Source organism: Pseudomonas sp. FG29 (assembly GCF_057809355.1).
Genome location: NZ_JBMDJU010000001.1, coordinates 635,453 through 660,534, shown reverse-complemented (window position 1 = coordinate 660,534; position 25,082 = coordinate 635,453). Strand labels below are relative to the sequence as shown.

Sequence of the window (25,082 nt, the reverse complement as noted above, 5' to 3'; positions counted from 1 at the left end):
TCCATGGAAAACCTCGGCTACACCTCGGTTCCCGCCCTGCTCAAGTACCTGCGCCAGGCCGAACAGCTCGGCCTGGACATCGACCGCGCCCTGGCCGCTGCCGGCATTGGCGCGCAGGATCTGGCCGACAATGGCAAGCGCATGCCCGGCGAGGTGCACGAACGCCTGCTGGCGCATCTGGTCGAGGTGTCCGGCGATCCCCTGTTCGGCCTGCACTCGGCGCGTTTCGTCCAGCCCGGTTCGTGGAGCGTGCTCGGCTACATCGCCATGAACTGCGCGACTCTTGGCGAAGCCATGAGCCGCATCGTGCCCTACGAAAAGCTGGTGGGCGACATGGGCACCAGCCGTATCGAGGCGGCCGAGGATCATGTGCGGCTGATCTGGAGCTGCCGCCATCAGGCACCGGACGTGCGCCGTCACATGGTCGAGAACGTGCTCGCCTCCTGGCTGCTGTACGCCCGCTGGATCGCCGACTCCGAACATTCGCCGCGCCAGGTGTGGTTCGAACACGCACAACCGGGCGCCACCGAGCTGGCCGAATACCAGCAACTGTTCGGCTGCCCGGTGCTGTTCGAACAACCCTGCAACGCCCTGCTGGTGCCGCTGGACTACCTCGGCGTGCCACTGCGCCAGGCCGACGCCAACCTGCTACGCACGCTGGAGGAACATGCCCTGGCGCTGATGGCCGGACTGGACGACGACGAGCCACTGCCACGCCGGGTGAAGAATGCGCTGCGCCTGTTGCTCAAGGACGGCCTGCCGCGCAAGGAACGGGTGGCGGAGAAGTTCGACATGACCGTGCGCACCCTGCAACGTCATCTGCAGCAGGCCGGCACCAGCTACCAGCAGATCCTCGACGAGCTGCGCCAGGAGTTGGCCGAGCACTACCTGCTGCGCAGCGACCTGGCGATCCAGGACATCGCCTGCTACCTGGGCTTTACCGAGGCGCGCTCGTTCCACCGCAGCTTCAAGGCCTGGACGGGGCAGACACCGGGCGAGTTTCGCGAGGCGCGGCGCAGCCGCGAAGGTTTGCTGTCGTAGCCGAAGTTGCATCCACTGTGGGAGGGGCTTTAGCCGCGATGGCTAGCAATAAGAGTCGCTGCTAAATCGCCTCCCACCGCTACTCAATGATTGACCGTATGCGCCAGCATCACCGATAGCTGGCACAGTGGTCGGCCGCTTTCCGCGTGCCACTGATTGAAGGCAGCCTGCACAGCGGCCAGGTCTTTCAGGCTGGTCGGTGCCTTGTCGATCACATCCTGCGCCTTTAGCGCGGCGACCATGTCATCGGTCGGGATGAAGGTGTCCTTACCCGCCATACGCAGGAAACGCGGCGCCGACAGACCACCGAGCTGATTGCCGTGCTTGGCCAGGTACTTCCACAAGCCGACGATATCGGTCACCGGCCAGTCGGCGATCAGTGCACCAAAGCTACCTTTCTCGCGGCGTACGTCGAGAACGAACTGCGCGTTGCGCGGCACGCTCTTGAGCTTGCCCAGGTGGCGGATCAGCCGCGCGTCCTGCATCAGGTTCTCCAGGCGCTCGGCGCCCATCAGCACCACCTTTTCCGGGTCGAAGCCGAAGAACACCTGCTCGAACGCCGGCCATTTGGCGTCCACCAGGCTGTGCTTGAGCCCGGCGCGGAAGATGCGCAGGCTGATCAGCGACAGGTAGCGGTCATCGCTCAGCGCGCGCAGCTCGGCCTCGCTGCGCGGCTGCGGCAGCATGGCCTCCAGCGCCTTGGCCGAGCCGAAGCGATTGAGGCAGAACTCGTGCAGCCACTTGTAATCACGCATGAATCGAATCCTTCATAAAACGGACGACAGAGCCTGCACGCAGCGCGTCGAACACTCAAGTCCCACAGCGATGGCTCTCCCGTAGGGCGGGTGAAACCCGCCAAACTCGAACCGGCGGGTTGCACCCGCCCTACCCGCGCAAACGCTCAGCGGCGTGGCGCAGTGCCGCTTCGGTGCTGCTCCAGCCCAGGCAGCCGTCGGTGATCGACACACCGTAACGCAGCTCACCGAACACAGCCCGTAGGGCGGGTGAAACCCGCCAAGCTCGAACCGGCGGGATTGCACCCACCCTACCCGCGCAAACGCTCGGCGGCCTGGCGCAGTGCTGCCTCGGTGCCGCTCCAGCCCAGGCAGCCGTCGGTGATCGACACGCCGTAACGCAGCTCGCCGGACAGCGCCTGGCAGCCGTCGAACAGGTGGCTCTCCAGCATCACCCCGCGCAGGCTGTCATCGCCAGCCAGGCGCTGGTCGATCACGCTGTCCAGCACCGCCGGCTGGCGCAGCGGATCCTTGCCACTGTTCGCGTGGCTGCAGTCGACCATGATGCGTGGGGCGATACCCTGACGCTGCAATGCCTCCCGTGCAGCGGCGACGCTTGCCGCATCATGATTCGGCGCGCCGTGGCCACCGCGCAGCACCAGATGAGTGTCCGGGTTGCCGGCGGTGTGTAGCAGGGCCGGATGGCCGAGGTCGTCGATACCGAAGTGCTGGTGCGGGTGCGCCGCCGAGCGCATGGCGTCACAGGCGATGCCGACGCTGCCATCGGTGCCGTTCTTGAAACCGACCGGCAGATCCAGGCCACTGACCATCTCGCGGTGCACCTGCGACTCGCTGGTGCGCGCGCCGATGGCCGCCCAACCGAGCAGATCGTCGAAGTAGCCGGCGGCCATCGGCTGCAGCAACTCGGTAGCCAGCGGCAGGCCGCGCTCGAGGATATCCAGCATCAATTGTCGCGACTGGCGCAGCCCTTCAGCCATGTCACCACTGCCATCCAGGTGTGGGTCGTACAGCAGCCCTTTCCAACCGACGGTGGTGCGCGGTTTTTCCATGTAGGCGCGCATCACCAGCAACAGTTGGTCATCGACATGCGGCGCCAGCTCGGCCAGGCGTTCGGCGTATTCGAGCGCCGAAGCGCGGTCATGCAGGGAACAGGGGCCGACCACCACCAGCAGGCGCGGATCGACGCCATCGAGCACGGCGCGAATGGCGTCACGATCAGCGGCGATACGTTCGGCAAGGGCGGCGGATAACGGCAGGCGCTGGCGCAGTACGGCGGGACTGGGCAGCGGCTGGGCGCTGCGACGGGTGATGGTGGTGACGGTAGAGACGAGTTGAGCGGAGCTGTTCATGATCTGGCGGTTCCTTGGCCGGCGCGGTCGATGCCGCGGCGGCGCTAACTGAGTGTTCGTGGCAAAGGTGTCAGGGCGGTGGTGACGCTGCTAAATCGCCAGTCGTAGCGGTAGTTGCGGTAATAACGGTTCATCTGTGAGTCCTCGATTTGTGGCCGTTTTCGGCCGGAAAAAACAAAACCCCCGGTCGGGTTGCCGACCGGGGGTTTTCTGGAAAACGTCTCTGGTGGCGACCCTGGTGCTCAGGCCGCCTGTGGGGTATCAGGCGCGCCTGTGGCTAAACCAATACCCAAAGAAGTAATACGCCGCGGCCACAAGCGACTGCGCACGCGCCAACGCAGCGCGCGAGGCACCGGCTTGCAGCATGGACAGGAGGTTGAGGCTGGCGGACATGGAATTCTCCAAAGCGATGGCCGAAACATACTCCAGGCCTTTGCGGCCTGGCAAGCGTCGCGGCTAAAGCCCCTCCCAAAAGCAAGACACATCGTGGGGGGGCGTAGGGTGGATGTCGCTTTTTACATCCACCACCCCGCGGCACGGTGGATCGGTGAAGCGTGATCCACCCTACAGGCTCATCACATCAAGAAAGCGCGGCGTGGCGCTGTCGTCGATCTTCAGGCTCTTGAAGTCGAACAGGTTGCGATCCGCCAGTTGCGAGGGATGCACGTTCTGCAACGCGCGGAACATAATCTCGACGCGGCCCGGGCTCTTGCGCTCCCAGTCCTGCAGCATCTCCTTGACCACCTGGCGCTGCAGGTTCTCCTGCGAACCGCAGAGGTTGCACGGGATGATGGGGAATTCCTTGAGCTGGCTGTAGGCCTCGATATCGGCCTCGGCGCAGTAGGCCAGCGGGCGGATCACCACGTTGCGGCCGTCGTCGGAGAGCAGCTTGGGCGGCATGGCCTTGAGCGTGCCGCCGTAGAACATGTTGAGGAAGAAGGTTTCCAGGATGTCGTCGCGGTGGTGCCCCAGGGCCATCTTGGTCGCGCCGATCTCGTCGGCGTAGGTGTACAGGGTGCCACGACGCAGACGCGAGCACAGCGAGCAGGTGGTCTTGCCCTCGGGGATCTTCTCCTTGACCACCGAGTAGGTGTCCTTCTCGATGATGTGGTACTGCACACCGATGGATTCGAGGTAGGCCGGCAGCACGTGCTCGGGGAAGCCGGGCTGCTTCTGATCCATGTTCACCGCGACGATCTCGAATTTGATAGGCGCCACCTTCTGCAGGTACAGCAGCACGTCGAGCATGGTGTAGCTGTCCTTGCCGCCGGACAGGCAGACCATCACCTTGTCGCCATCCTCGATCATGTTGAAGTCGGTGATAGCTTCGCCGGCCAGGCGGCGGATGCGCTTCTGCAGTTTGTTCTGGTTGACCGAGAGGGTGCCCATGGTGCGTCGAAATCCGAGGGGTGGGAACGAAAGCGCGACATTTTACGCACAATGGCGCCGCGCCCCTACCCCACTGGCAACTAAATGATAGGCTCGGCCGATGAATGACGACCTCGACCCCAGCCAGGATCTCGCCGACCAGGTGCTGCAGCTACTGCAGGCAGCCCCCGACGGCCTGGCCGAATACGCCCTGATCCAGCAGCTCAAGACCCACCACAGCGGCCACCTGCCCAACCTGCCGCTGACCGACAAACTGGTGCTGTTTCGTACCCACTTTCTGCTGTTCAACGCCCTCTACCGCCTGCGTGATCGGCTTTGGCAGGCGCAGACGCACCTGCTCGAGATCAGCCCCCTGTGCATCCGTCTGCTGCCCTATCAGGCCGGCAGTGCAGCACTGAGCGAACGCGACGCGCTGCGTGATTACTACCTGGACATGAGCCAACTGAGCGACACCGATGAGCGCGACGTCGAGCGCCTGCTGACCAGTTTCTGGACGCGCATGCAGGGCGGCGAGGAAAAGCTCGCCGCCCTGCAACTGTTCGAACTGGACGACGACGCCCCGCTCGACCTGGCGCGCATCAAGCAGCGCTACCGGCAACTGGTGAGCCTGCATCACCCGGATCGCGGCGGCAGCACTCAGCGGCTGCAGTCGATCAACAAGGCCATGGAAATTCTGAGCCGCTATTACAACTGAGGCCGAGAGAGCGATTCACTCTAAAGCCAGGCAACACGCGGCCTCCAGACCCGTCCTATACTGCGACACAAGGTCGCAGATGTTCGGCCTTGGCACCTGGTGGCGCTGGTCATGCGCGCCAGGCGCTGCTGGGGGCGACCGCCATAACAAGAGGAGGTGTCTGGCATGATCCATCACGTCTGGGGGCTCTTCACCCATCCCGATCAGGAGTGGCAGGAAATCCGTGGCGAGGAAGAAAGCATCAGCCACATGTATCTGACCCACGTACTGCTGCTTGCAGCCATCCCGGCCATTTCGGCCTTCATCGGTACCACACAGGTCGGCTGGGCCATCGGCGACCGACCGCCCGTCATGCTCACCGAAGCCAGTGCGATGAGTATGGCGATCATGTCCTACCTGGCGATGCTGGCCGGCGTTGCCGTGATGGGCGCCTTCATCCACTGGATGGCGCGCACCTACGACGCCAACCCCAACCTGACGCAATGCGTGGTATTCGCTGCTTACACCGCCACCCCGCTGTTCATCGGCGGCCTGGCGGCGCTGTATCCACACCTGTGGCTGGGCATGATCATCGGTACGGTGGCGATCTGCTACACGGTGTACCTGCTGTATGTGGGCATCCCGACCTTCATGAACATCCCCGAGGACGAGGGTTTCATGTTCTCCAGCTCGGTGCTGGCAGTAGGACTGGTGGTGCTGGTGGCGATGATCGCCAGCTCGGTGATCCTCTGGGGGCTGGGAGTTGGGCCGGTTTATACCAGTTGACTCACGCAACATGCGCAAAGGCCGTCTTCACAGACGGCCTTTTCGTTAACAAAACCCTGATCGAGGCCCAAGGTGAAGCGCTGCGCGGCTTGCGGCATAATCGGCAAACCGCAATATTCCGACAGCGATCATGCCCGAACAGCTCCACGCCCGTGTCGAGGCCTGCTACCAACTGGCCGAGACTTTCTTCAAGCAGCGTTTCCCTCGCCCCGAAGTCAGCTTCAAGCTGCGTGGGCAGAAGGCCGGTGTCGCGCACCTGACGGAAAACAAGCTGCGCTTCAACCTGCAGCTGTATCGCGACAACCGTGAGGATTTCCTGCGCCAGACCGTGCCACATGAGGTGGCTCATATGGTCGCCCACCAGCTGTTCGGCCCATGCATCCAGCCGCATGGCGAGGAATGGCAACTGATCATGCGTGGCGTCTACGAACTACCACCGCATCGCTGCCATAACTACGAGGTCGAACGGCGCCAGATCAGCCGCTTCATCTACCGCTGCAGTTGCCCGGACGGCGAGTTTCCCTTCTCCGCCCAGCGCCACGCCCTGGTGGCCAAAGGCAGGCGCTATTACTGCCGGCGCTGCAAGGCGACGCTGCACTTCACCGGCCAGCAACGCCTGGCGTGACCGGCTAGCAGGCCGTTGAAAAACGTAGGCGAGGCGGCCAGTGCAAGGCAAAAACAGCCGAAAAAGCGCAGTTTACGCGTTGTAAATGAGCATTTTGAGGCTGTTTTAAACGCAGCAATGGCAACGTAGGTAGTTTTTCAACAGCCTGCTAGCTGCCGGCCCGCAAACCTAGGCGGGCCACTACTCGATTGTCTTCGCCACGATCAAGGCCGGCCTCCTGCACGCTCACGCCCTGCGCCTCCAGGCTCTGAATCCAGCGCAACAATTGCTCGAATGGTAATGCCTGCAGACCGACCTGCACCGCGCCATCGCCGTCGGAATCCATCCGTTCGATGACCACGCCCTGCTCTGCAGCCGAGGCCGTCACCACCCCTTGCAGCCGCGCTGGGTCGATATTGCTGCGCGGTTGCAGGTCACGCCCGCGCAACTCGGGCGCGCGGCTCTGCAGGTAGGCATACAGCGCACGCTGCTCCTCGAATGCGGCACGGGCCGCTTGCGCCTGACGCTGCGCCGGCTGCCAGAGCAGCAGATAACCCAGCACCAGCAGCAGAAAGCCGCCGAGCACCAGCAGCGCCAGACGGTCACGCGGTGGCAGCGTGTGCCAGCGCTGCGCCAGGGGCGAGCGCTGCCAGTGCAGATAAACGCTTTGTTGGAGTACTCGCCAGGCCGTCATGCTCATCCTCCTATCACCAGGCGCGCACTGACGCCGTCGGCCTCGCGGCTGGCCGAGCCCATCTGCACGGCTCGGCCAGTCTGTTCCAGGCGCTCACGCAGGTGTTCGAGCTCGGCGAAACCCGGCGCCTGCAGCTGCAGCGCCAGGTCGCCACGGGTGGCGCTGTAGTCCAATTGGTTGATCTGCACCTGCGCGGCGCCGTCGGCATGCAGGGCAGCCGCCACATCCCCGAGCAGCCCAAGCAATGGGCTGTCGCCCTGTGTAGCTTCGGCCAGGTGCTGATCGAGTTGCGCACGCAGGTTGATCAGCTTGCTGTCCTGCGGGAACAGTTCGCGGTACAGCGCGGCGCTGGCCTCAGCATAGGCATCGGCCTCGCGCTGCAGATACCAGCCCTGGGCCAGGTTGAAGCCCCATTGCAGCAGCAGGCACAGCGCGACGACACCGACCAGTGGCTGCCAACGCCGCCCACCTGAACCCACCTCACGCAAGGCGAATTCGCCCTGGGCGAGATCCACGCCGCCACCCTGCTGCACCAGCCAGGACTCAGGCTGTTCCAGCACCTGCGCCTCGTCGACCGGCTCGGGCAGCGCCTGCCCAGACATGGCACTTGCCCGGTGCGGCATTGGGCAGCGCGAGGCCAGCAGCGGCCAGTCCTCAGCCTGCATGGCCAGGCGGGCGATGCCCTCGCCGCCCAGCAGCCAGCGACCGTGCAGCCAGAGCAGTTGGCTGCCCTGGCGCGGCAGTAGGTCGGCGTCCATGCGGATCGCCTGCGGCGGCTTGGCGGTAAACAGCGCCAGGCACTCGCGCAGCCAGGCGGCACGCATGGCATAAACACGGTGGCGACCGTCACCCAGCACCTCGCCCAGCGCCAGGTGCATCTGCTCGACATCCTCGGCCAGCAGTTCCTCTACTGCGAACGGCAGCGCCTGACGCAGCCAGCGCGCACGCTGAGTGGGCAACTGCACTGCGCAGGCGCTGACGGCCTCGACCGGCAACACCAGCTCCCAGGGGCCATCCAGCGTAGCCAGCGCCTCGTTCAACGGCAGCGTCCGTGCGCCATCGCCTGCCAGCAGGCGTACCGGTAGCTCAGGCCCCAGCGCCTGGCAGCCCTCGGGCGGCAGAAATATCCATCGTCGATTCATCGTTGCGGTTCCTCGCGGGGCGGTGCCGGCATGGCGCCGCCCTGCCCCAGATCACGGGCCAGTACGCTGACCTGGCCATCATTGCTGCGCTGCAGCAGGCTGCGCAACAGCGCACGACGCTCGCCAAGGCTGACCTCGCTGAACACCTCGAAATACTGGCTGCCCACTGCCACGCCTTGCGCCACCTGCGTCCCCAGTCCGGCCAGCATGGGCTGCGCAGAGAAGGCTGCCGTGCTGGCATAGCCCTCGCGCCCGCGCGCGGCGACCAATGCCTGGGCGGTGTTGAGGTCGAGGCCATCGGCCAGGCTGGAGAGCACCACGGCGCTGGCGGTGTTGGCGTTGAGCAGCACCTCGCTTGGCAGCGCGCTGACGAAGGGCAACAGGCGCCGGTAATCGGCATCGTCCATTTCCAGCAGCAGGTGCAGCTCGGAGACGTCGGCGACCTGCCGGTTGGCCGTACGGTAAGGCGGGCTGGCCAGTAGGTACTGGTTGTCTTCCGCGCCCAGGCTACCGCGGGGTTCGCTGTCGCCATCGAGCCAGTCGACCAGGCGCTCCGCATAGGGTTTGTCGATCTGCAGGCGCAGCAACAGACGACGAAAGCGTTGCAGCGCCAACGTATCGACCTGACCGCGACGCACCAGGCTGTTGAGGTTGAAGCGGCCGCTGGGATCGACGATGCGCACGCGCAGCTCGCCGCCTTCGTCCAGCGGGAAGATCATGGGCTGCGCCCAGGGCTCGCCGAGATGGTCCACTGGCAGGCGCGGATCACCCTGGCGCAGGTCACGCTGCAGGATCGCCTTGGCCAGGGTCTCGCCACCCAGGGCGTACTGCCAGGCCTGGTTGACGTGTAGCTGATTGGCGCTGCTGCGGATCGACAGTTGCTGGCGGGCGATCAGCCCGGCGCACATCACCGTGACCACGGCGACCACCAGCAGCACGGTGATCAGCGCAACACCTCGCTGACGGCTCATGGCTGCACCTGCGGATCGGCTGGCGCGGTTTCCGGTGGCAAATCCGGCAGGCGTATCAGCCGGCGCAATTCACCGTAATGGCGATGTTGCAGGCGCAATTCCACGGCACGCGGCAAGCCGGTGAGCTGGGCATCACCACTGACGCTGCTGGGTGGCCAATCGGGCTGCCACTGGCCGTCCTTGTCCAGATAACGGAGGCTCAGGCTGGTCACACCCTCGAGTGCTTGCTGCACCTGTGGTTGGCTGTCCTGGGCACGGTCGAGCACGCGCCAGTAACGGCGCTGCCATTGCTCGCCGCTCAGTTGCCAACGCACCCGCTGCAGCTCGGCGCGCGACTGGCCGAGCGGGTTGCGCCAGCCAGCGCGGGTCAGCTCCAGTGCCGTGGCATCGGTCAGGTCGCTGTGCAGAGCCGGCTGCGGATCGCCGAAACCATCGCGAATGGGGCGTACCGCCACCTGCCGCAGATCGCGCTCGAAGGCGGAGATGGCGCGGGTCAGCTCGCGCAACTGGCGTTCGTGCTCACGGGTGACGGCATCGGCACTGAGCACGCTGTCGAGCATGCGGTAGGTGGCCAGGCCCAGCAGGGCGAAGATGGCGATGGCGATCAGCAACTCGAGCAGGGTGAAGCCACGTTGCAATGACGCTGCATCGCGGCCATTTCGCGAGCAGAGCTCGCTCCTACCGGACAGACGGATCACTGCAGCGCCCCGAGAAAACCGCTGAGGCTGACCACCGCGCGCTCACGCAGATCGCCGCTGGCGCCGCGTTGCTCAGGTGCGACCCACAGGGTGACACGGCGCATGGCCGGCTCGCTGGTGGCCTCGATCTCGCTCTGCCACACCCAACGGCGCCCGGCGAACTCCACCTGGCCCTGGTCGCGACCATCGGCCGGCGGAGTGTCAGCCAGTTGCAGTTCCGTCAGGCGGTTGTCGGCCACCCACATGGCCAGGGTCTTGTCTTCCAGCTGGCTGGCGGCGCGCACGCTACGGGCGCTGGCGGTCAGCACGCTGGCGGCGACCAGGGCGAAGATGGCCAAGGCCACCAGCACTTCGAGCAGGGTGAAGCCGCGCACCGACCTCATCCGGCACGCCTCGCGTCCAGGCGCTCGACACGCGGCAGTGCGAAGCCGTCGCTGGACAGTTGCAGGCGCAAGCCATCACGGCCACGCTCGCTCAGGCGCAGGCGAAAGGGCGTCAGCTCGCCACTGGAGAGGATCAGCAGTTGCGGCGCCGTGGCCTCGGCATCGGTCGGCAAACGCAGCGGTTCGCCTTCCACCTCGAACACCAGCTCAGCCCAAGCCGGCAGGCGATGTGCCTGGCTATCGAGCACCTGCCATTCGGCACGTTGCGGCTCGTAACGCAGCACCCGGTAGCCGTCCTGGGTAAAGCTCAGGCCGTATTCGCGGTTATCCAGTACCGCTTCATCGGCCAGCACGCCAATCAGCCCGCTAAGGCGCTCGGCCTCGCTGCGCAGCTCGCGCGCCGGCCCGGCGATACCGGTGCTGAACACCGCCAGGCCGATCAGGCAGCCGAGGATGACCAGCACCACCAGCAGCTCGATCAGGGTGAAGCCACACTGCGCCGTCACTGTAGGAGCGAGCTCTGCTCGCGAACGGTTTCTACAGCAAAGGATTCGCGAGCAGAGCTCGCTCCTACCCAGACACGCCGGCACGCGCCTCACGACTGTCAGAGATCCCAGTTGCCGATATCGGCGTTCAGGTCGCTGCCGCCCTGCTTGCCATCGGCGCCGAGCGAATAGAGGTCATAGGCACCGCCCTTGGTGCCGGGTGCAAGGAATTGATAAGGATTGCCCCAAGGGTCGATGGGCAGGCGCTTGAGGTAACCGTCCTTGTTCCAGTTCTTCGCTGGCGGGTTGCCGCTCGGCTTGCTCACCAGCGCCTCCAGGCCCTGCTGGGTGCTGGGGTAGTTGTGGTTGTCGAGCTTGTACATGTCCAGCGCCGCACCGATGGCACGAATGTCGTTCTGAGCGGCGGTGACCTTGGCCTGATCCGGCCGGCTCATCACCTGCGGCACCACCAGGGCGGCGAGGATACCGAGGATCACCACCACCACCATGATTTCAATCAGGGTGAAACCCGCTTGTCTGCTATTCACCTAACTACCCCACCATTTGGTTCAACGAAAGAATCGGCAGCAGGATGGCCAGCACGATCACCAGCACCACTGCCCCCATGAACACCAGCATGAACGGCTCGAACAATCCGACCAGCAAGGCGATCTGTGCGCTCAGGTCGTTTTCCTGATTCTTCGCCGTGCGCGCCAGCATCTGATCCAGCTCGCCGGAGCGTTCACCGCTGGCGATCATGTGCAGCATCATCGGCGGAAACTGCCCGGTGGCCTCCAGCGAACGGGTCAGGCTGCCGCCCTCGCGCACCTTCTGCGCCGCCACCAGTACTTCGCCACGGATCACCCGGTTGCCGATCACCTCGCCGGCAATCGCCAGCGCCTCCACCAGCGGCACGCCGCTGCGGGTGAGAATGGCCAGGGTCGAGGCGAAGCGCGCACAATCGGTGGCGCGACCCAGCCGGCCGATCAGCGGCACACGCAGCAGAAAGCGGTGCCAACGCAGGCGGAAGGTCTCGTCACGCAGCGCGGCGCGCAAGGCGATCACCGCCAGCACCAGCACCACCAATGCGACCAGGCCCCAAGCCTTGACCCAGTCGCTGAGAGCGATCAGCCCACGCGTCAGCATCGGCAAGGTCTGTCCGGAGTCGACGAATACCTTGACCACGTCCGGCACCACATAACCCAGCAGAAAGCCCACGATCAGCAGGGACGCGCACATCAGGATCACTGGATAAAGCAGTGCAAGCTGTACCTTCTGCCGCGACTGCTGGCGCTGCTCGGTGTAATCGGCCAACTGCTCCAGCACCGGGCCGAGGTGCCCGGCATGCTCACCCGCTGCCACCGTGGCGCGGTACAGCTCGGGAAAGGCGGCGGGAAATTCCTTGAGGCTGGCCGCCAGGCTGTGGCCCTCCAGCACGCGGGCGCGCACCGCCAGCAGCATGCCCTGGATACGCGAGTGAGTGGATTGCGCGGCAGCCGCACGCAGCGCCTCCTCGATGGGCAGCGCCGCCTGGATCAGCGTCGCCAACTGGCGGGTAACCAGGGCCAGATCACGTGCCGACAGGCCACGGGCAAACCCAAGGCGTGCCCCACCGCTGCCCTGCTCACGGCTGCGCGTGGCCTTGACCTCCAGCGGCGCCAACTGACGCTCGCGCAACAGCTGACGCACCTGGCGCGCACTGTCGGCTTCCAGCACACCCTTGTGTTGGCGACCGCGCCCATCCAGGGCGATGTATTCAAAGGCCGCCATTTATTCCTCCCGCGTCACGCGCAGCACTTCTTCTACCGTGGTCACCCCTTCCAGCACCTTGCGCCGCCCATCGTCGCGGATGCTCGGGCCCAACGTGCGGGCGTGGCGGGTCATGTCCTGCTCGGAAGCCCGGCTGTGCACCAGGGTGCGCATGGTTTCATCGAACACCACCAGCTCGTAGATGCCGGTGCGCCCGCGGTAACCCTGCTGATGGCACTGAGCACAACCACGCGCATGGTAGAGCGTCGGCGCCGGGCTGGCCGGTACGCCGAGCAGCACGCATTCGGCTGCATCCGCCGTGTAGGCTTCCTTGCAGGCCGGACACAGCACGCGCACCAGACGCTGGGCTAGTACGCCTAGCAAGGAGGACGACAGCAGAAAGGGCTCCACGCCCATATCCACCAATCGAGTAATGGCGCCAATGGCGCTGTTGGTGTGCAACGTCGACAGCACCAGGTGGCCGGTGAGCGAGGCCTGCACGGCGATTTCGGCGGTTTCCTTGTCACGGATCTCGCCGACCATCACCACATCCGGATCCTGACGCAGGATGGCGCGCAGGCCACGGGCGAAGGTCATGTCCACCTTGGTGTTGACCTGGGTCTGGCCAATGCCTTCGAGGTGATATTCGATGGGGTCTTCGACGGTGAGGATGTTGCGCGTGTGGTCGTTGAGGCTGACCAGACTGGCGTACAAAGTGGTGGTCTTGCCCGAACCGGTGGGCCCGGTGACCAGCAGGATGCCGTGTGGCTTGCGCACGGTTTCTTCCATCAGCGCGCGATCCTCGCCGCGCATGCCCAGATGCTGCAATGACAGGCGTCCGGCCTGCTTGTCGAGCAGGCGCAGCACCACCCGCTCGCCGTTGGCCGAGGGCAAGGTGGACACGCGAATGTCCACCTCGCGCCCGCCCACCTTGAGCGAGATGCGCCCATCCTGCGGCACGCGCTTCTCGGCGATGTCCAGGCGCGCCATGACCTTGACCCGCGAGACCAGCAGCGCGGCCAGCTCGCGCTTGGGTTCGAGCACCTCGCGCAGGATGCCATCCACACGAAAGCGCACCACCAGGCGTTTCTCGAAGGTTTCCAGGTGGATGTCGGAAGCGTTTTCCTTGATCGCTTCGCCGAGGATGGCGTTGATCAGACGGATGATCGGCGCGTCGTCTTCCTGCTCCAGCAGGTCTTCGGTTTCCGGCACCTGCTCGGCCAGCGAGGCCAGGTCGAGGCTGCCACCGATGTCCTCGGCCAATTGCATGGAAGCGGAGTCATGTTGATAGGCCGCGCCCAGCACCTGAGCGAAGGCAGCGGCGTCCAGCGCCTGCAACGGCAGGCTGCGCCCGGCAAAACGCTGCGCCTCGGCCAGGGCCACCAGCTCGCAATCGGCGCGATGGGCCAGGCATAGCTGCCCCTCGTGCATGACGAAGGCCACACCGTGGCGCTTGGCGAAGCTGAAAGGCAGGCGACGGAGCACATTATCGAGCGCAGAAGCATTCATGCAGCGAACCTTGAACCGGGACCTTGGTCTTGAATAACCCAGCCGCACGCGGCTACCGATACCTGTGAAACAGGGTGTCAGCGCTCAAGAGAGTCCGAGGTTGGCTATCGGTTCCCCTGGTACGCACAACCACCACACCGGCAAGAAAGGTCTTTTTAGAATGATTATGGCGGCTATCTTTAGCACATTGCCCGGTGTGGTACACCCATCCTATTTTTCCGCTGCGAACTGCGCACGGGCTGCTATGATCGCCCCGCGACACCCCGCCGATAAGAAAAAGAATTAGAGCAATGTCTTCGGAGTGATGCATTTGGCCCTTCCCCTGCACCTCAAGGAAAAAGCCCCGGGTCTGATCGGCAGTGTGCTGCTGATCGCCCTGTGCCTCGCGCTCGCCTGGCAGAGCGCCGATCTGCTGCGCCTGGTGCGTGGCCCGCTGCCAGAGCAGCACACCGAGGGTGCGACGAACCTAACACCCGCCAACCAGGCGCTGATCGCCCAACTGTTCGGCAGCCCGTCGCGCGGCGACACTGGCCCTGCACCAGCCACCAACCTGCAACTGACGTTGCTCGGCAGCTTCGTGCACAGCGATGCAAAACGCTCCAGCGCGCTGATCCAGCGCCAGGGCGAGCCTGCGCAACGCTATGCCGTCGGCAGCGAAGTCGCCCCCGGTGTACGCCTCGACGCGGTGTATGCGGATCGCGTCGAGCTGCTGCGTAACGGTCGCCGTGAAAGCCTCGCCTTCCCCCGCGCCAACAGTGGCCAGTACAGCGCTTACGCACCGCCCGCAGCGCCTACCGAAGACGCCCTCGACCAGCTCGACCAATTGCAGCAGGACAACGTCGAAGACCTGCGCCAGCGCATGCAGACGCTACGCGAACACATGCAAGCCACCGGCGAACCGGAGCCGGATACCCCCACCGATCAGCCCCAGGAAAGTGACTGAACCGATGCACGTTCTCCGTAGCCACCTGACCTGCACCCTGCTTCTTGCCAGCCTCGCCAGCGCCTCGCTGCCGCTGCACGCCGAAATCACCGCGGTAGCGGGCAGCGCCAACCAGCAGGACGAAAGCTGGACCATCAACCTCAAGGGCGCGGACATCCGCGAATTCATCGACCAGGTCGCGTCCATCACCGGGCAGACCTTCGTCGTCGACCCGCGCGTCAAGGGCCAGGTCAACGTGGTCTCCAGCTCACCGCTAGGGCTATCCGAGGTCTACCAGCTGTTTCTCTCGGTGATGGCGACCCACGGGTTCAGCGTGATCACCCAGGGCGACCAGGCGCGCATCGTGCCCAATGCCGAGGCCAAGGCCGAAGCCGACAACAGCCGCCCTGCGCCGGATCGCCTGGAAACCCGCCTGATCCAGGTGCAGCAGGTGCCGGTGTCCGAACTGATTCCGCTGATTCGGCCCTTGATTCCGCAGTACGGCCATCTGGCCGCCGTCACCTCGGCCAATGCCCTGATCATCAGCGACCGCAGCGCCAACATCGCCCGTATCGAAGACCTGATGCGCCAGCTCGACCGCAGCGGCGCGCAGGATTTCAGCGTGGTCACCCTGCAACACGCCTGGGTGATGGACGCTGCCGAAGTCCTCAACACCGCCATCGCCCGTGGCCAGGCCAAGGGCACCAGCGCCACCCAGGTGGTGGCCGATGCGCGCACCAACCGCCTGATCCTCCTCGGCCCGCCGGAAGCCCGCGCCAAGCTGGCCGACCTCGCCCGCTCGCTGGACAGCCCCAGCAGCCGCTCGACCAATACCCGCGTCATCCGCCTGCGCCACAACGACGCCAAAGCCCTGGCCGAAACCCTCGGCGAACTCACCGACGGGCTGAAGAACCAACAGACCGGTGAAACCACCGGCAAGCCGTCGAACATCCTCATCCGTGCCGACGAGAGCCTCAACGCCCTGGTGTTGCTGGCCGAACCCGACGTGGTGGCGACCCTCGAAGACATCGTGCGCCAACTCGATGTGCCGCGCGCTCAGGTGATGGTGGAAGCAGCCATCGTCGAAATCTCCGGCGACATCACCGACGCCCTTGGTGTGCAGTGGGCGGTCGACGGTCGCGGAAAAAGTGGTGGCCTGGGCGGCGTCAACTTCGCCGGTACCGGCCTGTCGGTCGGCACCGTGCTGCAGATCCTGCAGGATGGCGACATTCCAGACGGCACCACCCTGCCCGACGGCGCCATCATCGGTGTTGGCAGTGATCGCTTCGGCGCGCTGATCACTGCCCTGTCGGCCAACAGCAAGAGCAACCTGCTGTCCACGCCGAGCCTGCTCACCCTGGACAATCAGAAGGCGGAAATCCTCGTCGGGCAGAACGTGCCCTTCCAGACCGGCTCCTACACCACCGATGCAGCAGGTTCGAGCAACCCCTTCACCACCATCGAGCGCAAGGACATCGGCGTCACCCTCAAGGTCACCCCGCATATCAACGAAGGCGCCACCCTGCGCCTGGAGATCGAGCAGGAAATCTCCTCCATCGCCCCCAGCACCGGCCTCAACGCGCAGGCAGTCGATCTGGTGACCAACAAGCGCTCGATCAAGAGCACCATCCTCGCCGACGACGGCCAGGTCATCGTGCTCGGCGGGCTGATTCAGGACGACATCACCGAATCCGTTTCCAAGGTGCCGCTGCTGGGCGACATGCCCTTGATCGGCGGGCTGTTCCGCTCCACCCGCGAGTCGCACATCAAGCGCAACCTGATGGTCTTCCTGCGCCCCACCATCGTTCGTGATGGGGCTGGTCTGGCGGCGCTGTCCGGCAAGAAATACGGCGACATCCGCATTCTCGGTAACGGTGGCAGCGCAGACGGCCGCCCGAGCATCCTGCCGCGCCAACCGGCGCAGCTGTTCGACGGCCAGGGCGCACCGGCAGTGGATTTGCGCGAGTAATTCAGGGTTCGTAGGGCGGGTGTAACCCGCCACAAGGGCAATACCGGGTTGCACCCGCCCTACCTACTGCCAGGCAAGCAATACATTTTCAGCAACGGTCGCAGCGCAGACGGCCAGGGCGCACCGGCAGTGGATTTGCGCGAGTCACTCAGGACTCGTAGGGCGGGTGCACCCCGCCACAAGGGCAATGGCGGGTTGCACCCGCCCTACGTACGGAGTCGTGGAGAGCTTCGCGCCGTGGGAGGCGCTTTCGCGGCGACTCCCCGAGCGATCCGAATCACGCCAACGGCGGCGTACGCGGCGGTACCAGGCGTTTACTGCCGGTCGACTCGTAGGCCGAGGCCAGTTGCAGCAGCGTCGAGTCATCGTAGGCACGACCGGCGAAGGTCAGCCCCACCGGCATGCCGATATCAGCCATCACGCCCATCGGCACGGTGACGGTCGGCACGCCGAGGTGGCGGATCGCCAGGTTACCGTTGGCCACCCACACCCCGTTGCTCCAGGCGATATCCGCAGAGGCCGGGTTCACATCGGCATCCGCCGGGCCGACATCGGCCACGGTGGGGAACAGCACCGCGTCCAGCCCGAGCTGATCCATCCAGTCCTCCAGATCGATCCTGCGCGTGTGTTCCAGGCCTCGCAGGCCATCAGGCAGCGTGGCGATCTGATCCCAAGGTTTGATGCCGCGCTTGGCCATGTTGACGTACTCGTCCATGCCCGCCGCCAGATCGCCCTCGCGGTTCGGCAGCGTGCCGGGGTCGTGCGGGAAGATCTGCGGGCCATCCACATCGGCCAGGCGATTGAGCTTGGGATCACCATTGGCCCGCAGGAAATCGTCGAAGGCCCAGCCGGAAAGCTCCCACAGCTCGTCATGCAGGAACTCCGGCGTAACGATGCCGCGATTGAACACGGTCGGCGCTCCAGGACGGTCGCCTTCGCAGTTGGAAACCAGCGGGAAGTCCACTTCCACCATCTCGGCGCCGGCCGCTTCCAGAGCCTGGCGCGCAGCTTCCCACAAGGCGATCACGCTCGGCCGGGTATGAATGCGCTGGCCGGTCGGGCCGCCAATACCGGGCGACTCGCTGGTGCCGGCCAACTCGTCCTTGTTGATGAACATGCGCGGCACACCCAGGCGCTTGCCGGCCAGAGCATCGGCCTTGGCCGCCAGTGCCAGGTAGGATTCAGGGCGTACATCGGACGGGCGCGGGATCGGCACCCAGGGCTGCAGGCGCCACAGGTCGCCACGCGTGTCTGCATCCTCGGCCACCACCACATCGAGCACTTCCAGCAGGTCGGCCATGCTGCGGGCGTAGGGCACCACCACATCCATGGTCGGCGTCAGCGGCCAGTTGCCACGCACCGAGATCACCCCGCGCGACGGCGTATAGGCGCACAGCCCGTTATTCGAGGCTGGGCCACGCCCGCTCGACCAGGTTTCTTCGGCCAGGCCGAAGGCACAGAAGCTGGCGGCGGTCGCCGTGCCGGCACCGTTGGACGAGCCCGAAGCGAAGGGCGCGGTCAGGTAGTCGGCGTTGTAGGGGCTTTCGGCGCGACCATAGATGCCACGCTGCATACCGCCATTGGCCATCGGCGGCATGTTGGTCTTGCCCAGGCAGATGGCCCCGGCCGCGCGCAGGCGTTCGATGGTGAAGGCGTCACGCTGCGCCACCAGATCCTTGAACGCCGGGCTGCCGGAGGCCGCCGTCAATCCCTTGACCAGGTAGCTGTCCTTGGCCGTGTAGGGAATGCCATCGAGCGGGCTCAGCGTCTCGCCACGGGCACGGCGCGCATCGGAAGCCTCGGCTTCCTTGAGCGCATCGGGGTTATGCACCACCACCGCGTTGAGCTGGGTCGGCGTATTCGGCCCGTCATAGGCCTCGATGCGCGCCAAATAGGCCTTGACCAGCTCGACCGCCGTGGTGCGGCCAGACTCCAGCGCGGCACGCAGCTCGGCAATGGAAACTTCGGTTACCTCGATCATGGTGTCATCACTCGCAGAGGGAAGACCGCCTGAAGCGGCCCGGATACGAAACAGGCTTAGCGCAATCGCGGCGCCCACAAGCGCCCGATGATACATCCGCCGAAGTTTCACAGCAGCCCGAGGCGGATGGTCAGGCTGCACGCCAGCCATTACAGTCTCGCCATTTCCTGCAAGCGGATGAAGGCCCATGACTCGCGAAGAACGCATCCAGCTGTGGTCGGCCTTGTCAGAGGTCTTCGTCGATAACGAGGTTGACTACGGATACATCGCTCGACAGTTGCAGGGATTCGACCACGCCACGGCGCAAGCCGCCCTCTACGAGGATGTCGGCCCCGCCTGTTACGGCAACCTGCTCGCGCCCATCCCGCCGATCTGGACTGGCTTCGACAGCACCTGGCTCGCTGAAACCATCGAACGCAACCAGGTCGCCCGGCAACGCTGGCCGCTGCGCCGTCTACGCGATCAGCTATTCATCGCCTACCTGCGTCGCGCCTTGAAATCGGAATGGGCGAAGATCGAAGCGGAACTGGATCGTCTCTGAGCCAAGCGCAAGGCTAACTCTTACCCCTGGCCCATCTCCCGCAACCAGGCCAGCAGTTGTCCATGCAGGCTCTCGGTGCCAGGCACACCGGGTGAAAGCAGGCAGTAACGCGAGCCATCCTCGACGAAACCAAGCGGTGCGACCAGCAACCCACTCTCAATGTCGTCGCATACCAGGTGCCAGGGCCCAATGGCCACCCCCAGGCCAGCGACGGCGGCCTGCAAGCTGAAGTAAAAGTGCTCGAAAGTCTGCCCTGGCCCACCCTGCGCTACCCGCCCAGCGGCGGCCGCCCACTCGGCCCAAGCACCGGGACGCGTACGGGTGTGCAGTTGCGGCGCATCGGCGCGCAAGCCCTGGGCATCGAACCATTGTTCAACCTTGTCCGCCCGGCAGACCGGCCCTACCCGCTCGGCAAACAAAGGGTCGACGTGATAGTCAGCAGGCCAGGAAAAATCATCGCGGCGGATGGCCAGATCGATGCCCACCTCGAAGGTGAACGGCCCACCACCGGCCAGCAGATGAATCTCCTGCCCTGAGTGGGCGGCCTGAAACTCCCCCCAGCGCGGAATCAGCCAGCGCATCAGCAAGGTCGGTTCACATGACAGTGTCAGGGGGCGCGCCAGCCGAGTGCTGGCGCGCAACTCACCGCAGGCCTGACGCATCAGCCCCAGCCCATCACCCACCGCGCGCGCCAGCTTGCGCCCTGCCTCGTTGAGAAATACCCGCCGCTTGCGCCGCTCGAACAATGCAACGCCCAAGTCCTCTTCCAGCAAACGCACTGCGCGGCTGACCGCCCCATGGGTCAGGTGCAACTCGTCCGCTGCCCGACTGAAATTCTCCAGCCGCGCCGCTGCCTCGAAGCAACGCAGCGCCAGAAGCGAGGGCAGACGCGATCCGTTCGATTGTGAGTCAAGCTCACCATCCATGTCAGAACTCATCGTTATTCATCGCCGCTGATTATCGAAATAATTGGCTCAACTTCAAACAACGCAAGAATACGCCATGACCGAATGGATAGCTGTAATCACCATTACTCTGCTTGCAGTGATCAGCCCTGGGGCAGATTTCGCCCTGGTCACTCGCAACAGCCTGCTGCTGTCGCGCCGCGCTGGCATGCTCACGGCGCTGGGCATCGGCCTGGGTGTACTGATCCACGTCGCCTACACCCTGCTCGGCGTCGGCCTGCTGCTACAGCAATCGATCTGGCTGTTCGATGCCCTCAAGCTGGCGGGAGCGACCTACCTGATTTATCTCGGTGTGAAGATGCTGCTGAGCAAAGCTGGCAGCGCAGCACCCAACCCCGCGCAGATGCCGCCAACAGACCGTGCTGCGCTGCGCACCGGCCTGCTGACCAACGCCCTCAATCCCAAGACGGCCGTGTTCATCGTCAGCCTGTTCATGCAGGTGGTGCAGCCTGACACGGGCCTGGTCACGCAACTGGGTTACGGCGCCTTCATCGCCCTGGCTCATATCGGCTGGTTCGCGCTGGTCGCCCTGTGCTTTTCCGCCGGTGCCGTGCGAGACCGGCTGCTGGCCGCCAGATTGTGGATCGACCGCCTGTTCGGCGGACTGCTGATCGGTTTCGGCACCCTCCTTGCGCTTGCCAGTCAGCGTCAGTAGCACAGCAATACTTTGCTAGGCTGGCGGAACACGTGGCACAAGAGGACAAGGCAATGGAACGACACAGCGGCGGCTGTCTATGCGGCCAGGTACGCTTGGAAGCCCAAGGCCAGCCTTATCGCGTGGGGGTTTGCCACTGCCTGGACTGCCGCAAGTACCACGGTGCACTCTTCCACGCGTCGGCGATCTTTGCGCAGGAGGCGGTGACGATCCTGGGCGAAACCAGCCACTACGCCGGGCGCCATTTCTGCCCGCGCTGCGGCTCGTCGGTGTTCTCGCGCTCGGCGGATGAAATCGAGGTGAACCTCGGCTCGCTGGATGAACCGGATCGTTTCATGCCCACTTATGAGCTGTGGACGATCCGTCGCGAAGCCTGGCTACCGCCCTTCCCCTTCACCCGGCACTACCTGCGCGACCGCGAAAACGACGCACGCCACGAGTAGCGTGCGTCCCTCACGCCGTTGCCTCGCGCGAGCACAGCCAGGCGTGCATCCATCCCATCTGGAGGAACTGCGTGGGCGCAGCAAAGCCCGTGGGTCGAACAGCGCCTGGGTTCCCCGTCACGCATGGCAAACCTCCATCGGAGGATCGTGCTCATGTCATCCATCATCCCAGGGCCGTCAAGCCACTCTTGCGCGGATCGAGCGACTGCAGTTCAGCCCAGGGAAACGACGCCCTGACAACTTAGCGGGCACTTTGCCCAAAATCTGGGGGACTAACGGGCACACCCTTTCCCGGCGAACCCGATATGCAGAGCCCGACCTTCGAACAGAAAGCCTTCATCCTCCTGCTCGCCCTGGTGACGGTCGCCTTCTTCTGGATCTTGCTGCCGTTCTACGGCGCCGTGTTCTGGGCGATAGTGCTGGCGGTGGTGTTCGCTCCGCTGCAGCAACGCCTGTTGCAGCGCCTGGGCGGCAAGGGCAACCTGGCCGCCCTGCTGACCCTGACCACCTGCCTGCTGGTGGCAATCCTGCCGGTGATCTTCATCACCTCAGCCGTGGTGGCCGAAGGCACTGCGCTGTATCAGAAACTGGAATCGGGCGAGCTGGACATCGGCGCCTACGTCACCGAAACCGTGCAGATGCTGCCCCCTTCGCTGCAGCAACAACTCGACCGCGTTGGCGCAAGCGACCTCGACGGTCTGCGCGAAAAGGTCTCGCAGGCCGCGATGGCCGGAAGCCAGTACCTGGCCACCAAGGTCTTCGCCATCGGCCAGGGCACCTTCGAGTTCTTCGTCATGCTCTACCTGCTGTTCTTCCTGCTGCGCGATGGCCGCAAGCTGGCGCATGACATCCGCGCCACCGTCCCTCTGGGGGACACCACCAAACGCCGCCTGCAGCTCAAGTTCACTCGCGTGGTGCGCGCCACCGTCAAGGGCAACGTCGTCGTTGCAGCGGTACAGGGTGCGCTCGGCGGCCTGATCTTCTGGGTGCTGGGCATCTACAGCCCGCTGCTGTGGGGCGTGCTGATGGCCTTTCTGTCGCTGCTACCCGCCGCTGGCGCCGGCATCATCTGGGCGCCCGTGGCCCTATACCTGATGCTCAGCGGCAGCCTGGTACAAGGCATCATTCTTACTGCCTTCGGCGTGCTGGTGATCGGCCTGGTGGACAACATCCTGCGCCCCATCCTGGTCGGCAAGGACACCCGCATGCCCGACTACCTGATCCTGATTTCCACCCTCGGCGGCCTGGCCCTGCTCGGGCTCAACGGTTTCGTCATCGGGCCGCTGGTAGCGGCGCTGTTCGTGGCCAGCTGGAATCTGTTCGGGACGAAGGGCCAGGTGGAGCGTTTGCCGAAGCCGTGACGCCCCTGGGCATCGTCATGCCCGCAGGCCAAATAGACTGAAGCGGCTCTGCCCGGCACGACGGGCAGCCTCGATCAACGCCGTACAGGCCGGCGTATCCTCGCAGGTGAACGCGTAGAAACGCGCGACTGGCAATTGCGGCAACCCCTGCTCGCTGCCGAGCACGCGCAAGCCTTCACCACGCTGACTGTCGGCGATGACCGTTACGGCAAAACCGGCACGCGCCGCCGCCAGGCAGCCGGCCATGCTGCTGCTTTCAAAAACGATGTGCCAGGTGCACGCGGATTTGCCCAGCGCCGTGACTGCCGCCTCCCGATACACGCAAGGCTCTGGAAAAACCGCCAATGCCAGCGGCTCACTGGCCGACAGCGGCTGATCCGCCGCATAAGCCCAGACCAGCGGCTCCTCCCACAACAGGATGCCGCTACCCTCGACCTGGCTGCATTGCTTGCCGAACACCAGATCCAGACGTCCACGTGCCTGCTGCCGCAGCAGATCGGCGGTGATACCGACCTTCAGCTCGATCGTCGCCTCGGGGTGCCACTGCCGAAATCCTTGCAGCACCTGCCGCAACCAGGCGCTCGCGAAATCCTCCGAGGCACCGATACGCAAGCGCCCGCGCAGTGACGTACCGCGTAACTTGGCGCGCGCTTCGCGCTCCAAAGCCAGGATGTTGCGGGCATATGCGTACAGGGTATCGCCCGCCTGCGTCAGCGCCAGGTGGCGTGTGGTGCGCGCCATCAGGCTGACGCCTGCGAGTTGCTCGAGCCTGCGCATGTGCCCGCTGACCGCCGAAGGCGTCAGCGCCAGCCGCTCGGCGGCCGTGGCGAAACTGCCGCAGTCCGCGATTTCGAGAAAGGTGCGTAAGAGCACGGTGTCCAGCAGCGGGCCGTCAATGTTGGGAAGCATGTTGCCTCGATCACTCAACACAAAAAATCATCAATGCCTGGCGATTATTCGCCAATCAAACCGAACCGTCTAACTACTCTGAGGCACCGTCATGATGAGAGACCGTCCATGCCCAACTACCAGTTCATCGCGACCGAGCGGCTCGACATCGCCTACCTCGAATGGAACCCGCAAGGCGCCCGAACAGCCATTCTCCTGCATGGCTGGCCGGACAGCCCGGAATGCTGGAAGGAGGTGGCGCCTCTCCTTGCAGAAGCGGGTTACCGCATCCTGGCACCGGCATTGCGCGGCTTCGCGCCCACCCGTTTTCACGATCCGCTCACCCCGCGCAGTGGCCAGCTATCAGCCCTGGGCCGCGATCTGCTGGAGTTCATCAATTCCCTAGACCTGAGCCAACCTGCACTGATCGGTCATGACTGGGGGGCCCGCGCCGCTGCCAATGCCTGCGGCCTGCGCGAGGGAGTGGCCGCGCATCTGGTGATGCTATCGGTGGGCTATGGCACCAACGACCCTAGCCAGCCCCTGCCGCTGCTACAGGCGCGCAACTACTGGTATCACTGGTACATGGCCACCGCACGCGGCGTGCAGGCGCTGCACAACGAGCGCGAGAATTTCACCCGCATGATGTGGGACACCTGGGCCCCCGCTGGTTGGTATGAGCCAGCCGACTTCGATGAGGCTGCAAAGGCCTTTCAATGCAACGACTGGGCCGAGATTGTCCTGCACTCCTACCGCCACCGCTGGGGCTTCGCCGAAGGCGATCCAGCCTATGCCGCCGACGAGGCACGTCTGCATCCTGCGCCCGTGCTGTCAGTACCCACCTTGGTCTTGCACGGTGGCGCCGACACCTGTAACCACCCCGACAGCTCCATGGGACGTGAAGCCTTCTTCACAGGACGGTATGAACGACAGGTGCTCGATGGCATCGGCCACTTCCCGCAACGCGAAGCGGCGCAGCCCATCGCCGCAGCCATTCTGCGGTTTTGCCAAGCGATGTAGCCCCCAGCGCTCGGCTGCAACGCCTGCAGATGGTCGAGCACAATCGCTGCTCCGCCCCGTCCAATAGTCACTGCGGCGATGAGCTATTGCTATGTAAATCAGAGCCACC

The 25,082-nt window shown here is 64.8% G+C and carries 26 protein-coding genes; 11 read left to right on the top strand and 15 right to left on the bottom strand.

Annotated elements, in window-relative coordinates; genetic code table 11:
- Positions 1–3 precede the first annotated feature (3 nt).
- Positions 4–1,041: an AraC family transcriptional regulator GliR gene (gene gliR, locus ACODS1_RS03280; protein WP_489084510.1), complete on the top strand. Its 1,038-nt coding sequence runs from the start codon at positions 4–6 to the stop codon at positions 1,039–1,041.
- Positions 1,042–1,124: 83 nt separating this feature from the next.
- Here gliR and ACODS1_RS03275 read toward each other — a convergent pair whose 3' ends face one another.
- The 3 genes from ACODS1_RS03275 to ttcA form a co-directional block, all read right to left on the bottom strand.
- The gene (locus ACODS1_RS03275) at positions 1,125–1,796 is read right to left on the bottom strand and encodes a DNA-3-methyladenine glycosylase I (protein ID WP_322980653.1); all 672 of its coding nucleotides are present in this window, start codon (positions 1,794–1,796) and stop codon (positions 1,125–1,127) included.
- Positions 1,797–2,086: 290 nt separating this feature from the next.
- Positions 2,087–3,145 (bottom strand): 3-deoxy-7-phosphoheptulonate synthase, encoded by a 1,059-nt coding sequence (locus tag ACODS1_RS03270; protein ID WP_489084509.1) that lies wholly within the window; start codon positions 3,143–3,145, stop codon positions 2,087–2,089.
- A gap of 564 nt (positions 3,146–3,709) precedes the next feature.
- The gene (gene ttcA / locus ACODS1_RS03265; RefSeq protein ID WP_106736268.1) at positions 3,710–4,534 is read right to left on the bottom strand and encodes a tRNA 2-thiocytidine(32) synthetase TtcA; all 825 of its coding nucleotides are present in this window, start codon (positions 4,532–4,534) and stop codon (positions 3,710–3,712) included.
- Between the two features lie 100 nt (positions 4,535–4,634).
- On the opposite strand from ttcA, the gene ACODS1_RS03260 reads away from it, so the two are divergent.
- The 3 genes from ACODS1_RS03260 to ACODS1_RS03250 all read left to right on the top strand — a co-directional run bounded on the left by ACODS1_RS03260 (position 4,635) and on the right by ACODS1_RS03250 (position 6,618).
- Positions 4,635–5,228, top strand: coding sequence for a DNA-J related domain-containing protein (locus tag ACODS1_RS03260; RefSeq protein ID WP_489084508.1), 594 nt, complete (start codon positions 4,635–4,637; stop codon positions 5,226–5,228).
- 165 nt (positions 5,229–5,393) lie between these two features.
- The gene (locus tag ACODS1_RS03255) at positions 5,394–5,993 is read left to right on the top strand and encodes a Yip1 family protein (RefSeq protein ID WP_322980657.1); all 600 of its coding nucleotides are present in this window, start codon (positions 5,394–5,396) and stop codon (positions 5,991–5,993) included.
- 130 nt (positions 5,994–6,123) lie between these two features.
- On the top strand, positions 6,124–6,618 hold the full coding sequence (locus tag ACODS1_RS03250; protein WP_322980658.1) for a SprT family zinc-dependent metalloprotease: 495 nt from the start codon (positions 6,124–6,126) through the stop codon (positions 6,616–6,618).
- Positions 6,619–6,766: 148 nt separating this feature from the next.
- On the opposite strand, the gene ACODS1_RS03245 is transcribed toward ACODS1_RS03250, so the two are convergent.
- The 9 genes from ACODS1_RS03245 to gspE form a co-directional block, all read right to left on the bottom strand.
- A complete protein-coding gene (locus ACODS1_RS03245; RefSeq protein WP_489084507.1) occupies positions 6,767–7,291 on the bottom strand; it encodes a type II secretion system protein M in 525 nt (174 codons plus the stop codon).
- Between the two features lie 2 nt (positions 7,292–7,293).
- Complete coding sequence (gene gspL / locus ACODS1_RS03240; RefSeq protein ID WP_489084506.1) at positions 7,294–8,433, bottom strand: type II secretion system protein GspL; 1,140 nt, start codon at positions 8,431–8,433, stop codon at positions 7,294–7,296.
- Positions 8,430–9,404, bottom strand: coding sequence for a type II secretion system minor pseudopilin GspK (gene gspK, locus ACODS1_RS03235; RefSeq protein WP_489084505.1), 975 nt, complete (start codon positions 9,402–9,404; stop codon positions 8,430–8,432). Before gspK ends, gspL begins: the two co-directional genes overlap by 4 nt.
- Positions 9,401–10,042, bottom strand: a complete 642-nt coding sequence (gspJ, locus tag ACODS1_RS03230) for a type II secretion system minor pseudopilin GspJ (RefSeq protein WP_489084504.1) — start codon at positions 10,040–10,042, stop codon at positions 9,401–9,403. The genes gspK and gspJ overlap by 4 nt, the downstream gene beginning before the upstream one ends.
- A 56-nt stretch (positions 10,043–10,098) precedes the next feature.
- Positions 10,099–10,485 carry a type II secretion system minor pseudopilin GspI gene (gene gspI / locus ACODS1_RS03225; RefSeq protein ID WP_489084503.1) on the bottom strand — a complete coding sequence of 129 codons (387 nt, stop codon included), beginning with the start codon at positions 10,483–10,485 and terminating at the stop codon, positions 10,099–10,101.
- Positions 10,482–10,991 (bottom strand): type II secretion system minor pseudopilin GspH, encoded by a 510-nt coding sequence (gspH, locus tag ACODS1_RS03220; protein WP_489084502.1) that lies wholly within the window; start codon positions 10,989–10,991, stop codon positions 10,482–10,484. The genes gspI and gspH overlap by 4 nt, the downstream gene beginning before the upstream one ends.
- Before the next feature lie 98 nt (positions 10,992–11,089).
- The gene (gene gspG, locus ACODS1_RS03215) at positions 11,090–11,518 is read right to left on the bottom strand and encodes a type II secretion system major pseudopilin GspG (protein WP_489084501.1); all 429 of its coding nucleotides are present in this window, start codon (positions 11,516–11,518) and stop codon (positions 11,090–11,092) included.
- A gap of 4 nt (positions 11,519–11,522) precedes the next feature.
- The gene (gene xcpS, locus ACODS1_RS03210) at positions 11,523–12,740 is read right to left on the bottom strand and encodes a GspF family T2SS innner membrane protein variant XcpS (RefSeq protein ID WP_489084500.1); all 1,218 of its coding nucleotides are present in this window, start codon (positions 12,738–12,740) and stop codon (positions 11,523–11,525) included.
- Entirely contained in the window at positions 12,741–14,228 is a 1,488-nt protein-coding gene (gspE, locus tag ACODS1_RS03205) for a type II secretion system ATPase GspE (RefSeq protein ID WP_489084499.1), read from the bottom strand.
- Between the two features lie 310 nt (positions 14,229–14,538).
- Between gspE and ACODS1_RS03200 the strand changes: the two genes are divergently transcribed.
- Both ACODS1_RS03200 and gspD read left to right on the top strand, forming a co-directional pair.
- Positions 14,539–15,171, top strand: a complete 633-nt coding sequence (locus ACODS1_RS03200) for a type II secretion system protein N (protein WP_489084498.1) — start codon at positions 14,539–14,541, stop codon at positions 15,169–15,171.
- Positions 15,172–15,175: 4 nt separating this feature from the next.
- On the top strand, positions 15,176–17,119 hold the full coding sequence (gene gspD, locus ACODS1_RS03195; RefSeq protein WP_489084497.1) for a type II secretion system secretin GspD: 1,944 nt from the start codon (positions 15,176–15,178) through the stop codon (positions 17,117–17,119).
- Between the two features lie 277 nt (positions 17,120–17,396).
- On the opposite strand, the gene ACODS1_RS03190 is transcribed toward gspD, so the two are convergent.
- Positions 17,397–19,100 (bottom strand): amidase, encoded by a 1,704-nt coding sequence (locus tag ACODS1_RS03190; protein WP_489084496.1) that lies wholly within the window; start codon positions 19,098–19,100, stop codon positions 17,397–17,399.
- 187 nt (positions 19,101–19,287) lie between these two features.
- On the opposite strand from ACODS1_RS03190, the gene ACODS1_RS03185 reads away from it, so the two are divergent.
- Entirely contained in the window at positions 19,288–19,641 is a 354-nt protein-coding gene (locus ACODS1_RS03185) for a DUF7079 family protein (RefSeq protein WP_489084495.1), read from the top strand.
- Between the two features lie 20 nt (positions 19,642–19,661).
- On the opposite strand, the gene ACODS1_RS03180 is transcribed toward ACODS1_RS03185, so the two are convergent.
- Entirely contained in the window at positions 19,662–20,579 is a 918-nt protein-coding gene (locus tag ACODS1_RS03180; RefSeq protein ID WP_489084494.1) for a LysR family transcriptional regulator, read from the bottom strand.
- A gap of 64 nt (positions 20,580–20,643) precedes the next feature.
- Between ACODS1_RS03180 and ACODS1_RS03175 the strand changes: the two genes are divergently transcribed.
- From ACODS1_RS03175 to ACODS1_RS03165, 3 genes are all read left to right on the top strand, one after another.
- Entirely contained in the window at positions 20,644–21,261 is a 618-nt protein-coding gene (locus ACODS1_RS03175) for a LysE family translocator (RefSeq protein ID WP_489084493.1), read from the top strand.
- Positions 21,262–21,314: 53 nt separating this feature from the next.
- Entirely contained in the window at positions 21,315–21,704 is a 390-nt protein-coding gene (locus tag ACODS1_RS03170) for a GFA family protein (protein WP_489084492.1), read from the top strand.
- A 305-nt stretch (positions 21,705–22,009) separates the two neighbouring features.
- Positions 22,010–23,065, top strand: a complete 1,056-nt coding sequence (locus ACODS1_RS03165) for an AI-2E family transporter (protein WP_489084491.1) — start codon at positions 22,010–22,012, stop codon at positions 23,063–23,065.
- Positions 23,066–23,080: 15 nt separating this feature from the next.
- On the opposite strand, the gene ACODS1_RS03160 is transcribed toward ACODS1_RS03165, so the two are convergent.
- Complete coding sequence (locus ACODS1_RS03160) at positions 23,081–23,974, bottom strand: LysR substrate-binding domain-containing protein (protein WP_489084490.1); 894 nt, start codon at positions 23,972–23,974, stop codon at positions 23,081–23,083.
- Between the two features lie 108 nt (positions 23,975–24,082).
- On the opposite strand from ACODS1_RS03160, the gene ACODS1_RS03155 reads away from it, so the two are divergent.
- Positions 24,083–24,973 carry an alpha/beta fold hydrolase gene (locus ACODS1_RS03155; protein WP_489084489.1) on the top strand — a complete coding sequence of 297 codons (891 nt, stop codon included), beginning with the start codon at positions 24,083–24,085 and terminating at the stop codon, positions 24,971–24,973.
- Positions 24,974–25,082: the final 109 nt, after the last annotated feature.